Source organism: Microbacterium sp. Yaish 1 (assembly GCF_002245215.1).
Taxonomy (GTDB): domain Bacteria; phylum Actinomycetota; class Actinomycetes; order Actinomycetales; family Microbacteriaceae; genus Microbacterium.
The window spans coordinates 325,621-339,557 of the sequence record NZ_NPMR01000002.1; the positions used below are offsets into that span (position 1 = coordinate 325,621).

Below are 13,937 nucleotides of genomic sequence, written 5' to 3' on the forward strand. Positions count from 1 at the left end.
GTCTACCCGGGGCCGCGCGACGGCACTGCCGCGAACCCTCGCGCGCGGGATGCTACGAGGCCGAAGGCCGGACACGCCAGCACTCAGCTGGGTGATAAACAATTAACCATTCCGCTACTTGCCGAACACGTCGATGACGTCGAATGCTCAGTGCGGCGGCCGGTGGTTGCGCGATATCCCCCGCGCCCGGTCCGCCTCCGGGAGAGCACCGTGATCACAGCAGACCCTGTCGCGCCCGCGCGACGCCCCTGGCACAGATGGGTGGCCTCGAGCGCCGCCGTCGCGATCGTGGCGGGAGGTGTGGGGTGGGCCGCGATGCCCGCGAGTGCCGCGGTCGGCGCTGACGCGCCCGTCGTGATCAACGAGATCTACGGCGGTGGTGGAAACAGCGGCGCGCCCCTGAACCGCGACTTCATCGAGCTGCGCAACACCTCGGATGCCGCCGTGTCGCTCGACGGCTGGAGCGTCCAGTACGCGTCGAGCACGGGCTCCAACTGGCAGGTGACCACTCTGGCGGGTGCCACCATCGAGCCCGGCGGGCACCTGCTGATCGGCCAGGCCATCGGCGGTAACGCCGCGCTGCCCGGCTTCACGGCCGACATCGAGGGCTCCATCCCGATGAGCGGCACGCAGGGCAAGGTCGCGCTCGTGAACTCGACGGCCGCGCTCAGCGGCGGATCGGGCCTCGCGCAGAACGACGCTGTCGTCGACTACGTCGGGTGGGGCAACGCGACCGACTTCGCAGGCTCCGGCGCGGCACCGGCGACGTCCAACGCGACGAGCATCGCCCGCGACGAGGCCGCGCGGAACACGTCCGACAACCGGGCCGACTTCGCTGGCGGAGCGCCGACGCCCCAGGGCAAGGCCGGCACGACCCCTGAGCAGCCTGGTGAGCCGGAGCAGCCCGGTGAGCCCGGTGAGCCCGTGACGGCGACCATCGCCGACATCCAGGGCACGGGCGCTCGTTCGCCCCTGGCAGGTCAGACCGTCACGACGGAAGGCGTCGTCACGGCGCACTATCCCACGGGCGGGTACAACGGCTACGTCATCCAGACAGGAGGCACCGGCGGTGCGATCGATTTCGCGACGCATCGGGCCTCCGACGCGATCTTCGTCTACTCCCCCGCTGCGGTCGGAGAGGTCACGCCCGGTAGCACGGTGCGCGTCACCGGTGTCGTGGGCGACTACTTCGGGCTGACGCAGCTCACCGTCGGCCCGGGAGGTGCGACGGCGATCGCCGACGCGGCCCCGGTGGTGCCGGCGACGGTGGCGTGGCCGACCGACGACGCGCACCGCCAAGCGCTCGAGTCGATGCTGGTTCAGCCGCAGGGCGACTTCGTCGTCGCCGACAACTACAACCTCAACCGATTCGGCGAGCTCGTGCTCGCCACGGGTGCCGAGCCGCTGCGCCAGCCCACGGATGTCGCTCGTCCCGGTTCCGCGGAAGCGGCGGCCGTCGCGGCGGACAACGCCGCACGCCGCGTGGTGCTCGACGACGGGTCGTCGAGCAACCTCGGGGCAGCCGGTGCGACACCGCCCTACATCTCGACCAGCGAGCCCGTTCGCGTCGGCGCTCGGGTGACGTTCGACGCGCCGGTCGTCTTCGATTACCGCAACGACGCGTGGAAGCTGAGCCCCGTGCGGCACATCGTCGCCGGTGAGAACCGCGACGACGACATCACCGTCGAGAACACGCGCACCGCCGTTCCGGCGGAGGTCGGCGGGGACGTCTCGGTGGCGTCGTTCAATGTCCTGAACTACTTCACGACCCTGGGTGTCGAAGACAGCACCTGCCAGGCCTACACCGATCGCGAGGGCAAGGGGACCAACGTCCGCGGGGGCTGCGATCAGCGCGGGGCGTGGGACGCGGCATCCTTCGAACGCCAGCAGGAGAAGATCGTCGCCGCGATCAACGCGCTCGATGCCTCCGTCGTCGGTCTCATGGAGATCGAGGACTCGGCGCGGCTCGGTGAGCAGCCTGACGAGGCGACCGCTTCGCTCGTCGCCGCTCTGAACGCGGCGGCCGGCTCGGAGCGCTGGGCGTTCGTGCCGTCGTCGGACGAGCTGCCGGATGCCGCGGGGCGCGACGTCATCACGAACGCGATCATCTACCAGCCGAGCGCCGTCGAACGCGTCGGCGACGCTCGGGCTCTCGGAACCGAGTCCGACGCGGGCGAGGCCTTCCAGAACGCACGGGCTCCGATCGCGCAGGCCTTCGCCCCGGTCGACGGCGGCGAGCCGTTCCTCTTCGTCGTCAACCACTTCAAGTCGAAGGGCTCGGCGGGTCCCTGGGCGGGTGACGCCGACACGGGAGACGGCCAGGGAGCCTCGAACGAGTCGCGCGTGCGACAGGCGCGCTCGCTCGACGCGTGGGTCGATCGGATCCAGGGCGACGTGGACTCCGTCCTGCTGGCGGGAGACTTCAACTCCTACTCGCAGGAGGACCCGATGCAGGTGTTCTACGAGTCGGGATATGTCGACGCGGGGATCACGTTCGATCCGACGGACACCAGCTACGTGTTCCAGGAGCTTTCCGGCTCGCTCGACCACATCCTCATGAACGAGGCCGCGTACGAGCGCGCTACGGGCGCCGACGTGTGGAACATCAATGCGGGCGAGTCGATCTTCCTGGAGTACAGCCGGTACAACTACTTCCCGGTGAACTTCCACGACGACGGCCCCTTCCGCTCCTCCGATCACGACCCGGTCAAGGTCGGTCTCTCGGCGGAGGCCACAGCCCCGGTCGAGCCCATCGATCTGACGCTGCTCGGGATCAACGACTTCCACGGCCGCATCACCGGCGTCACGCCTGCCAAGCCCGCCGAGGGCAAGGTGGAGGCCCAGCCCGAGGTTCCGGGGACCGTCGGGTTCGCCGGAACCATCGAGGAGCTGCGCGCCGCCGCTCCCGACGCTGTGCTGCTGTCGGCCGGTGACAACATCGGGGCTTCGCTCCCGGCGTCGTCACTCGCTCAGGACGAGCCGACGATCGACGTGCTGAACGCCCTCGACCTGCGGGCGAGCGCGGTGGGCAACCACGAGTTCGACCGCGGCTTCGCCGACCTGCGCGACCGCGTCATCCCGCGTGCCGACTTCTCGCACCTCGGGGCGAACGTCTACGCCGCCGGTACGACCGATCCCCAGTTCGACGAGTACGAGCTCATCGAGTCTCAAGGCCTCACGATCGGCGTCATCGGCGTCGTGACGGAGGAGACCGCGTCGCTGGTGAGCGGCGCGGGCATCGCCGGTCTCGAGTTCGGCGACCCCGTCGAAGCGGTCAACCGCGTCGCAACCGACCTCACCGACGGCTCCGGCGACCAGGCCGACGTCATCGTCGCGCTCTACCACGAGGGTGCGGCCGACAGCGCTTCGGACGCGAGCCTCGACGAGGCCGTCGCCGACAGTGCGGTCTTCGCCCGCATCGTCAACGAGACCTCCCCCGAGGTCGACGCCATCTACACCGGTCACACGCACAAGCTCTACGCGTGGTCGGCGCCGATCCCGGGAACGGACCGGACTCGTCCGATCGTCCAGACCGGCTCGTACGGAGAGTTCGTCGGCAAGGTCGTTCTTTCTGTCGATCCCACGAGCGGCGAGGTCGTCTCGCACACGCAGGAGAACGTCGGACAGACCAAGACCCCCGCCGCCGACCTGATCGCGACGTACCCGCGCGTGGCCGAGGTCGACGAGATCGTCCGGCAGGCGCTCGCGGACTTCGCTGAGATCGGCAACACGCCGGTCGCGACGATCTCCGCCGACATCACCAGCGCGTACTCGGGCGGGTCGTACGCCGACGGCGCCTACGCCGGCGGCAAGCGCGACGACCGGGCGTCGGAGTCCTCGCTCGGAAACCTCGTCGCGGAGTCGATCCGCTCCAACCTGGCGAATCTGCCGAACGGCGCGCAGATCGGCGTGACGAACTCCGGTGGCCTCCGGGCCGACCTGTTCGACACGCAGGCCGAGTTCGGGGCCAACGCGGTCGCGGGCGTGCCGGACGGCACGATCACCTGGGGTCAGGCCTACGCCGTGCTGCCGTTCAACAACACGATGGCCCTCGTGACCCTGACGGGAGCCGACTTCGTGCGCGTCCTCGAACAGCAGTGGCAGCGCGACAAGGACGGCAACGTGCCGTCGCGTCCCTACCTGCAGCTGGGCCTGTCCGACAACGTGACCTACACGTTCGACGACACCCGCCCGGAGGGTAGCCGGATCACCTCGGTCACGGTCGACGGCCAACCGCTCGACCTCGACGCCGAGTACCGCATCGGCACGCTCTCGTTCCTCGCATCCGGCTCGGGAGACAACTTCCGCGCCTTCGCCGCGGGCACCGACTACGTCGACACCGGCTTCCTCGACCACGAGGCCTGGATCGAGTACCTCGGCGCGCAGCAGCCCGTCGCGCCCTCGTTCACGAAGCGCGCCGTCCGCGTCCAGGGCGTGCCCGAGACCGCGGCCGCGGGCTCGACGCTCCAGCTCACCGTGTCGAACCTCGACATGACGAGCCTCGGAGCACCCCAGAACGGTGCGGTGGATGTCTCGCTCGGCGGCGAGGTCATCGCGTCCGCACCGGTCGCGGGCGGAAGCACGGTCGTGTCGGTGCCGCTTCCGGCCGACCTCCCGGACGGCGCCGCCGAGCTCGTCCTGACGACGGATGCCACGGAGACGACGGTCACGATCCCCGTCCGTATCGGCGAGCCGGGCACCGCCCCGGGCACCGAGCCGGGTGTCGACCCGGGCACGGCGGCGTGGGCGCAGGTCGACCTCTCCACCACTCGGGTCGAGCAGGGCGGGTTCATCGATGTGCGCGTCTCGGGCATCGAGCCCGGCCAGCAGATCGGCGCGACCCTGTTCAGCGAGCCGATCGAGGTACGCGGCATCCCGGCCGCTGACGGCTCGGGGGTCACCACGTTCCGGGTGGCGATTCCCGCAGACTTCGCGGTGGGCGCGCACACGCTGCGGATCTCGACGGAAGGGGAACAGCCGCTGGACTTCGCGATCACCGTCGTCCGCTCCGGGCAGCTCGCGGTGACCGGAGCGGAGACGCCGCTGGGCGTTCTGCTCGCGGGAGCGATGCTCCTCGTTGCGGGCGGCGTCATCGCGGTGACGCGGCGACGGGGTGCCGTCTCGGAGCGATGAGTTCGCGGACGCGCTGATGCGACGTGTGGGCGGCCGGGATCACCGGTCGCCCACACTCGTTCGTGTGCTCGTCGCGCCGCTCCCCGCACCGGGTTCCGGTCCGTAGGGTGGGAGCATGACCGCGCAGGTGGTGCTCGTGCACGGGATCCGGACCTCAGCCACGATGTGGCGCGCTCAGGTGGCCCATCTTGAGGATCGCGGTATTCCCGTCACCGCGCTCGATCTGCCGGGGCACGGCACCCGCATGGCTGAGACCTTCACCCTTGATGGTGCGTTAGCGACGATCGACCATGCGGTTCGGGATGCCGCTGAGCGCGGCCCCGTCTTGCTGGTGGGCCACTCGATGGGTGGGCTGCTGAGCACCGCCTACGTCGGCCGCGAGGAACGTCCCCCGGTCTCGGCCTTCATCGCCGCATCCTGCACCGCGATCCCCCGTGGATTCGGCCTCGCGGTCTATCGAGCGCTCGCCCTCGGGTTCGACCGCTTGCCCGGCCGCGGCCAGCGGATCACCGACTGGGTGCTCGACCGTACGCTTCCCGTCGAGACCCGGCCGGACTTCGGCGCCGGCGGATACGCCTATGACGCCCAGGACGTCGCGCTGGCGAGCCTGTCGGTGCTCGACCTGCTCGCGGCGATCCGACGAATCGATGTGCCGACCTGGTTCGTCAACGGCCAGTACGACCAGCTGCGCGTCAATGAACGGCTGTTCGCGAAGCTCGCGCCCGAGGCGGAGTTGATCGTCGTCCCCCGCACCAGCCACCTCGTCACGGCCATGCGTCCGCGCGTGTTCAACGCCGTCATCGATCTGGCCCTCGCGACCCTCGCGAATACCGGCTCTCGCGGCGCGACCTGATAGACTCTCAAGTCGGCTTGCCGTGTGGGTTCCTCCCTCACACGACCGCCGTGCGGCATCCCTCTACTGTCGCCCGGCACATCCACCGAAAACTCCGAACGAAAGATACGTCGAACGTGGCGAACATCAAGTCGCAGATCAAGCGCAACAAGACCAACGAGAAGGCGCGCGAGCGCAACAAGGCCGTCAAGAGCGCGCTGAAGACCGAGGTGCGTCGCACCCGCGAGGCCATCGCCGCCGGCGACAAGGCTGCTGCCGAGAAGGCGCTGGCCAAGGCTTCGAAGAAGCTCGACAAGGCCGTGAGCAAGGGCGTCATCCACGAGAACCAGGCTGCGAACCGCAAGTCGGCTATCGCGAAGCAGGTCGCCGCTCTCTGAGCCCCGCTGTCGAAGGCCCGTCCCCTCGTGGGGCGGGCCTTTCGCTTTGTGCCCGCTCTTCGCGGCGGGTTCAGTGGCGCCTCGCTGCGCGGTCAGGACCCGTAGGGTGCCCGCGTCGCGATGACGGTGACAAGCCGCTCGACCGCGAAGACCGGGTCGCGCGAGGCGCCCTTCACCTCGGCATCCGCGCGGGCGGCCGCCTGGATCGCGGTCGCGAGGGCGGATTCCGTCCAGCCGACGAGATCGCGCTTGGCTCTGTCGACCTGCCAGTCCTTCATGCCGAGCCGGGCAGCGAGCGCGGCAGACGGCTCGCGCGTGCCGACGACGCGGGCCATAGTGCGCAGCTTCGAGGCGATCGCGGCGACGAGCGGCACGGGGTCGGCCCCACTGGCCAGAGCGTGCCGCAGCGTGATGAGGGCCTCGCCGTAGCGGCCGGCGATCGCGGTGTCGGCGACGGCGAAGGCGGTCGTCTCGACGCGGCCCCCGTAGTACCTCTCGACGACCTGGTCGCCGATGTCACCGGGCACGTCCGAGATGAGCTGCTGACAGGCGGCAGCGAGCTCGGTCAGGTCGTCGGCGAAAGCGGAGACGAGGCTCCGGAGCGCCGACGGAGCGATTCGCTTGCCCGCGGCTTTGAACTCGCCCGCCGCGAAGTCGAAACGGTCGGAGTCGCGCTTGATCGCGGGAACCGAGATCTCGACACCGCCCCCGATGCCGGAACGGATGGCCTCGAGCAGCTTCTTGCCCCGGACACTCGCACCCGTGTGCCGCAGGACGATCGTGGCGCCCTCCTGCGGATTCTCGAGATACGCGAGGGCCTCCGTGAGGAAGGCGTCGGAGCACTTCTCGACGCCCGCCACTCGCACGAGCCGAGGTTCGCCGAAGAGTGAGGGTGACGCCATCCCGAGAAGGGTGCCCGCGGTGTAGTCGTCGGCGCGGATGTCGGAGACCTCGAGGCTCGGGTCTTCGGCCTTCAGATAGTCGCGGAGTCCGGCGATGGCGCGCTCCGCGCACACCTCCTCGGGGCCTGCGACGAGCACGATGGGCGCCGGTTCCGGCGCGCGCCACGACAGCTGCCGGATGGCCGACTTCGCGGCACCGCGGGCGGCAGGACGTCGGGGACTCGGCGGCATGCTCCCAGCCTAATCGCGACCACCGACCCCGATCGGTGGCACTACAGGCGGACGACGAGCTTTCGGGCCGAGACGCCTGCGTGAAGCAGGTTCAGCGCGCGTTGAATGCTCTCCAGACCTTCCCCGACGATTTCGGGCTCGGGGGCACAGACATGCCGGCCCTCGGCGAGAGCCCCGGGCAAGTACTGCTCCCACAGCATGGGTCCGACGCTGTTGGCCATGAGAGAGCTTCCCCAGACGAACCGGGCCGCGATGCCGTGGCGGCGAGCCCGAGCCTGCGTCGCGAGCTGAGACGACCCGATCGTCGTCATCGTGCGCAGGAACGCGATGCTCGGGCCACGGCGACGCGGAAGCGACGTGAAAGCGACCGGCGGGCTCAGCAGAGCGACGCGACGCGCGCCGGCCGCGGCGGCGATCCTCACCGCGGCAGTGCCTGAGCCCGCCCCGATCGCGACCACTCCGGCGAGCGAGCGGCCTCCGACGCCCGACACGACGGCGGCGACGGCTGCGGGGTCGCGGTAGTCGACGACGAGCTCCGCGCCGAGCTCGCGCATTCGCGCCTCGTTGTGCGGTGACGCGGTGGTGATGACGCGATAGCCCGCCGCCACCGCCAGCTGGATCGCGTTGCTCCCCACACTCGTCGCGCCGCCCCACACGACCACGGTCTCGCCCGTCGGTGGTGCGTCAGAGGTCGGGGTGCGGAGTGCGAGCTGATCATCCTGGAAGAGAGCCGTGGCCGCCGTCGAGACGGCGAGCGGCAGCACCGCGGCCTGCTCGTACGGAAGACCGTCGGGCAACGGGGTCGCGAGGTCTTCTCGCACGACGACGTAGAGCTGGAACGCGCCTTCCGCCTCATGGCGTCGGCCGCGCTCCATCCCGACCGCGTAGGCGGCGACGCGGTCGCCCACCGCGAAGCGCGTCACGCCCTCCCCCACGGCGGCGACCTCGCCCGCGACATCCTCTCCGAGCACGGCGGGATAGCGCAGCCAGCGGTACATCAGATCGCCGGTCCATTGCTTGACGTCATCGAGCGGGTTCACCGCGACCGCCCGGCTGCGGATGAGGATCTCGCCCGGGCCCGGCTCGTGCAGCGCGGCGGGCCGGACGACGAGATCGGCTCGCGGAGACGGGAGCCAAGCGGCGGCGTTCGATGACATGGGGTGGGCTCCGTTCCGAGAGGCGATGACACGATATGTCATCACTGCGTCGTGTCCATGATGTCACACGATGTCATCAGGTAGGCTCGCCTCATGCCACGCTGGGCCCCCGATGCCGCACTGCGCCTGGAACGAGCGGCGATCGAGCTGTTCCGATCGCAGGGGTATGCGGCCACCACGGTGCCGCAGATCGCGGAACGTGCGGGTCTGACGACGCGGACGTTCTTCCGGCATTTTCCCGACAAGCGCGACGTGCTCTTTCTGCGAGAGCGCGAGTTTCCGGATGTCGTTGCCGACCTTCTCGCCGCCGCGCCCGACGGGCTCGACCCGATGGCACTGGCCATGCACGGCTTGCTCGCCGTCACGCCCGAGCTGGAGGCTTGGCGCGACGCGATCCGCGAGCGCCGATCGATCATCGCCACCGACCCACATCTCATCGAGCGCGAGCGATCGAAGTCAGCGGTGCTGGCGCAGGCGATCCGCGATGGGCTCGCGAGGCGCGGCGTCGATCCGGTCGACGCCGCACTCATCTCCCGCACGGTGGCCGGCCTCTTCGACACCGCGCTCGAGCTGTGGACCGCCGATGCGGGCGCGGCGACGCTCGCTTCGACCGTCGAGGATCTGCACGCCAGGCTCGCGATCATCGCGCGATCACGTGATGACGCGGCGGGAGCCTCGGTCGACGGGGTCGGCTGACGGCGCGCGGTTCACTCCGATACCGCGACACGCTCGCGCCACACCCGGATGCCGTCATCCGTCATGGTGAGGGCTGCCGCCCCGGTCTCGTCGGTGCGGACGATCTCGTTCCCGAGCGAGCGCAGGAGGGCGAGGGTTTCTTCGCGGGGATGGCCGTAGGAGTTGTCCCCCACCCCGATCAGGGCGACACGTGCGCCGAGTCGGCGGTACAGCGACGCGGCTTGGTCGGCGCTGCCGTGGTGCGACACCTTCACGACGTCGTATGTCGACCGCAGCGCGGCGCCGAGGGCCAGCTGGGGCGTCTCCGAGAGATCGCCGAGGAGCAGCACGGCGGGAATGCCGCCTCCGCGGACATCGATCACGACGCTCGAATCGTTGCCGGGCGCGAACCCGCTCGCGCTACTGTGTGGCCACAGCACCTCCCACTCCGCGGCGCCCAGCATTCCCGCCATCCCGGCGGAAGCCGTGCGCACCTCTGCCCCGGCCGCGCCGAGCCGCGCCAGCAGCTGGTCCTCCTGCTGCTCCGCGACCGGGCCGTGAAGAACCACCCCGACGCGCCCCATGACCGCATCGCTGCCGCCTACGTGGTCGAGGTCGAAATGGGTGAGTAGGAGGAGATCGATACGGCTGACCCCGAAGCGGTCCAGGCACGCGCGGAGGGCGTCGGGATCGGGACCGGTGTCGACGAGCGCGACGGCGTCGCTCGATCGTAGGAGGACCGCGTCGCCCTGGCCCACGTCACACACTGCGATCGCCCAGTCCTCGGGTGTTCGCGCGCGGTCGAGCGGCCCCGTTACGAGGCCCGCGCCGACCGCCCCGCCCACTGCGAGGGCGACGAGCCCCGTCGAGATGCGATGAACCCGGCGAGGGGTGCCGGGCAGCATAGCCAGCAGCAGCGCGGTGCAGAGGAGCGTCGCCAGCATGACCCCTGGCGCATCCGGGATCCAGGCGATCGAGTTACCCGGGACGGCGTCGACCGCCTCCGCTGTGGCGGCGATCCAGGCACAGGGCACCCACGCGACTGCGGCGAGACCGCTCGCCAACAGCGGCACCCCGGCGCTCAGGCATGCCGCGAGGCCGGCGATGGTCGCGAGCGGCGCCGCGGGCGCGGTCAACGCGTTGGCGAGGACAGCGTAGACAGGCAGCCTCGGGTCGATCATCACCAGGATCGGAGTGCATGCGAGCTGCGCCGCGGCCGGCACGGCGATGGCGAGCGCGAGGGGTCGCGGCATGACGCGGTGAAGCGAGTCGCTCACGGGGCCGGCGAACAGGATCAGCGCTCCCGTCGCGGCCGACGAAAGCGCGAAACCGATGCTGCCTGCGAGCCAGGGATCGGCAATCAGGCACACGACGATCGCCAGGCAAAGAACGGAGGCTCCCGCGCCCGCGCGCCCGAGCAGCGCTGCGAGCATCGCGATCGCGGCCATGGCGGCCGCACGCACGACGCTCGGCTCGGGTGAGACGAGGATCACGAAGCCCGAGAGCGCCGCGAGCCCGATCGTGACGCGCCACGGGCGGCGCAGCCCCAGCATCCCGGCGCCAATGAACGCTGTTCCGACGACGAGCGCGCAGTTCGCCCCGGAGACGGCGGTCAGATGCGAGAGCGAAGCGGTCTTCATCTGCGCATCGAGCTCGGCAGTGACCGCGGATGTGTCGCCGACTGCGAGCCCTGCGACCAGGCCCGCGCCCGGCTGCGGCAGCGAAGCGGCCTGCGCGAGCAGCGCTGTCCGGAGGCTTGAAGCCAGCGCGAGGGGCCCGCGTGGCCGGGAGACCACCTCCGGCGGGCCGCTCGCCGTGACGACGAGGACCGCCCGCTCTCCCGGCCGGGCAGGCGCGGCGGAGCCGCTGAGCGAGACGGTTGCGCCGAGGTCGAGCCCGACGGGACGCTCGGCCGTGCGGACGACGACCGGCACCCGGGTCGTGGTGACGTCGCCGCCGACCCGGATACGGGTGGCGATGGCGTCGAAACGCCAGCCCGTCGCAGAGCTCTCCATCTTTCCCGTGACATCGGCCTCGATCGCCACCACCCGCCCGCCGGAGAGGGGCAATGCGAGGACCCGATCGCGGTCCGGCGCGCTCATCGCGGTGTGTGACACGGCCGCGGCGGCGAAAGCGAGAGTGACGGCGACGATCGTGATCGGCGTACGTCGCGGGCGTGCGGCGCCGCGTGACCTGCGAAGGGAGATCGCCAAGGCCACCAGCAACCCCGTCGCGGCCGTCCAGAGCGCGGTCGCCAGGATCCCCGCGACCTCGGGATGGTGCGTCGCCACGAGTGCGGCCACCCAGACACCGATCGCGACGGGGAGCAGGCGGAGGTCGCGACGGCGGATGCGGCCGCTCACACGCGGACCCGTTCCCGCAGTGCCTCCAGCATCTTCTCGCCGATCCCCGATACCGCCAGCAGGTCTTCGACGCTCGTGAAACGCCCGTTCTCCTCGCGCCAGGCGATGATCCGCTCGGCCAGGGCAGGGCCGACGCGCGGGAGGGTATCGAGCGCAGCGGCATCCGCCGTGTTGAGATCGACGAGGCCGCCCGCACTAGCCTCGCCGGACGGTCCGCTGCCTGCCGACGCGGGCGGCGCTTGACCGGGCTCGGGGACGAAGAGCTGCTCGCCGTCGGTGACGGTGCGCGCGAGGTTCACTCCCGCCGGATCGGCCGTGTCGCTGAACCCGCCGGCCGCGGCCACAGCGTCGACCACGCGCGCGTCGGCGTCCAGGCGATACAGGCCGGGACTCACGACGGCGCCATGGACGTGAACGTAGACAGCGGCGGCGCCGCTGTCGCTGTCTGGCCCGGCCGTCGGCGTCACGACGGGACTCACCACGGCCACCGGCGCCGCGAGCGAGCGGATCATTCCGATCGCGACAGTCACCGCCGCTGCGGCGAGAACGAGGACGACCAGTGCCCCGACACCCAGGCGGCGCCGGGCCGGAGCGGGGTCGGGAGCAGTCACGCCGTCAGGCTAGGCGGGACGCTCCCGACCGCTCGGCCGCGGGTCGTCGCTTCGGGAGAACGTGCGCATCACCCCGTGTGGGGAGAGCCCGGTGTCCCGTCCGGTCGTCGTCGACTTGTCGGCGCAGATCCCGAATCCGCTCCGGGGGGTGGATCCGCCTCATGGGTGACGGGAACGCTCTTGTCCTCCGCGGTGCGCATGTCCCACGACGGCTTGCGCACGGCGTAGAAGATGAGCGGCGGAGCCCCGAGGACGATGATCACCAGCCCGACGATCCAGGGATACAGCGCCGGCGAGAAGGCGCTGAACCCCGACGGCGGGATGAACGAGAACACGAACGCGGCGAGGCTCGCGAGGAACCCGACGCCGGCGACCAGCCCCATGGCCGGTACCCGGTACGTGCGCTTCACGCCCGGCTGCGTCCGTCGGAGCACGAGCGCAGCGGCGAACATCATCATGTACATGATCAGGTAGAGCGCCGCGGCCATGTCGATCAGTGCCACGAATGCCGCGCTCACGTTGGGAACAACGATGAAGATCGCCGCCAGGATCGTGACGATCGTGCCCTGCAGCATGAGGATGCCCGACTGCACGCCGGCCTTGTTCTTCTTCTGCAGCAGCGGCGGGAGGAGCCCGGTCTCCGCTGCCGCGAGCACGCCCTTGGACGGACCCGCGATCCAGGTGATCACCGAGGCGAGAGCGCCCGCCGCGATGAGCGCCGACATCGCGGCCGTCGCCCACTGCCCCACGCCCCAGTGCTGGAAGTACTCCTGGAACGCGAGCATGATCCCGTTCGTCAGTCCGAGCTCCTCCTGCGGCACCGCAACCGAGATGGCAAGCGTCGGCAGGATGAACACCAGCAGGATCAGGATCGACGAGATGAGGATCGACCGCGGGAATCCGCGGCCCGGGTCCTTCATCTGGTTCACGTGCACCGCGTTGACCTCCATGCCCGCATAGGCGAGGAAATTCGACACGATCAGCACGATCGATGCGATGCCGGTGAACGGCGGGATCACCGCGTCGGGCGTGAGCGGCACCTGGCTCTTCTCGCCGGTGAAGACCCAGATCGCCCCGAAGACGATCAGGATGGCTGCTGGGAGCAGCGTACCGAGGATGCCGCCCCAGGAGCCCAGCTTCGCGAAGAGGTTTCCGCCGCGGAGCGTCACCAGCGTCGAGCCCCAGTACAGCACGAGGATCACCACAGCGGTGAAGAAGCCCGAGCTCGACAGCGACGGATCGAGGAAGACGAACGCGAGCGCGGCGGCGATGAACGCCAGCTGCGTGGGGTACCACACGACGTTCTGGATCCATTGGAGCCAGACGGCGGTGAAGCCCCAGCGGTTGCCCATCGCTTCACGGATCCAGACGTAGATGCCGCCTTTCCAGCCCGTTGCGAGCTCTGCCGCGACCAGTGCTGTCGGAATCAGGAAGAAGATCGCCGGGAGGATGTACAGGGTCACGCTGCCGAGGCCGAAGACCGCCATCGCCGGCAGCGAGCGGAGACTCGCGACGACGACGAGCGTCAGCAGCGCGAGTTGGCCGACACCGAGGTAGGTCGTGACGCTCGACCGAGGTGCCAGGGGATGGTTCGGCGTCGTACGGGGGGATGGCTGAGACGTGGACATGACGACG

The 13,937-nt window shown here is 70.2% G+C and carries 9 protein-coding genes; 4 read left to right on the top strand and 5 right to left on the bottom strand.

The annotated features are described in order from the left end of the window. Positions 1–210 precede the first annotated feature (210 nt). The 3 genes from CI089_RS10570 (at position 211) to rpsT (ending at position 6,363) form a co-directional block, all read left to right on the top strand. A complete protein-coding gene (locus tag CI089_RS10570) occupies positions 211–5,133 on the top strand; it encodes an ExeM/NucH family extracellular endonuclease (protein ID WP_256977806.1) in 4,923 nt (1,640 codons plus the stop codon). A 115-nt stretch (positions 5,134–5,248) separates the two neighbouring features. Further along, the gene (locus tag CI089_RS10575) at positions 5,249–5,986 is read left to right on the top strand and encodes an alpha/beta fold hydrolase (RefSeq protein WP_094261555.1); all 738 of its coding nucleotides are present in this window, start codon (positions 5,249–5,251) and stop codon (positions 5,984–5,986) included. A 116-nt stretch (positions 5,987–6,102) separates the two neighbouring features. Continuing rightward, positions 6,103–6,363, top strand: coding sequence for a 30S ribosomal protein S20 (rpsT, locus tag CI089_RS10580; protein ID WP_023950754.1), 261 nt, complete (start codon positions 6,103–6,105; stop codon positions 6,361–6,363). A gap of 92 nt (positions 6,364–6,455) precedes the next feature. Here the strand turns inward: rpsT and holA are convergent, their stop codons facing one another. Then, positions 6,456–7,496: a DNA polymerase III subunit delta gene (gene holA, locus CI089_RS10585; RefSeq protein ID WP_094261556.1), complete on the bottom strand. Its 1,041-nt coding sequence runs from the start codon at positions 7,494–7,496 to the stop codon at positions 6,456–6,458. A 41-nt stretch (positions 7,497–7,537) separates the two neighbouring features. Continuing rightward, entirely contained in the window at positions 7,538–8,653 is a 1,116-nt protein-coding gene (locus CI089_RS10590; RefSeq protein ID WP_094261557.1) for a zinc-binding alcohol dehydrogenase family protein, read from the bottom strand. 93 nt (positions 8,654–8,746) lie between these two features. Here CI089_RS10590 and CI089_RS10595 point away from each other — a divergent pair, with 93 nt between their 5' ends. Next, a complete protein-coding gene (locus CI089_RS10595) occupies positions 8,747–9,349 on the top strand; it encodes a TetR/AcrR family transcriptional regulator (RefSeq protein ID WP_094261558.1) in 603 nt (200 codons plus the stop codon). A gap of 11 nt (positions 9,350–9,360) precedes the next feature. Here CI089_RS10595 and CI089_RS10600 read toward each other — a convergent pair whose 3' ends face one another. From CI089_RS10600 to CI089_RS10610, 3 genes are all read right to left on the bottom strand, one after another. Next, entirely contained in the window at positions 9,361–11,691 is a 2,331-nt protein-coding gene (locus CI089_RS10600) for a ComEC/Rec2 family competence protein (RefSeq protein WP_256977807.1), read from the bottom strand. After that, entirely contained in the window at positions 11,688–12,302 is a 615-nt protein-coding gene (locus tag CI089_RS10605; protein ID WP_256977808.1) for a ComEA family DNA-binding protein, read from the bottom strand. Before CI089_RS10605 ends, CI089_RS10600 begins: the two co-directional genes overlap by 4 nt. A gap of 68 nt (positions 12,303–12,370) precedes the next feature. Continuing rightward, on the bottom strand, positions 12,371–13,930 hold the full coding sequence (locus CI089_RS10610; protein ID WP_094261559.1) for an amino acid permease: 1,560 nt from the start codon (positions 13,928–13,930) through the stop codon (positions 12,371–12,373). Positions 13,931–13,937: the final 7 nt, after the last annotated feature.

Bases quoted from the DNA above. Each gene is read 5' to 3' on its own strand.
- CI089_RS10575 (WP_094261555.1), top strand. From the start codon at position 5,249: ATGACCGCGCAGGTGGTGCTCGTGCACGGGATCCGGACCTCAGCCACG.
- holA (WP_094261556.1), bottom strand. From the start codon at position 7,496: ATGCCGCCGAGTCCCCGACGTCCTGCCGCCCGCGGTGCCGCGAAGTCG.
- CI089_RS10590 (WP_094261557.1), bottom strand. From the start codon at position 8,653: ATGTCATCGAACGCCGCCGCTTGGCTCCCGTCTCCGCGAGCCGATCTC.
- CI089_RS10595 (WP_094261558.1), top strand. From the start codon at position 8,747: ATGCCACGCTGGGCCCCCGATGCCGCACTGCGCCTGGAACGAGCGGCG.
- CI089_RS10610 (WP_094261559.1), bottom strand. From the start codon at position 13,930: ATGTCCACGTCTCAGCCATCCCCCCGTACGACGCCGAACCATCCCCTG.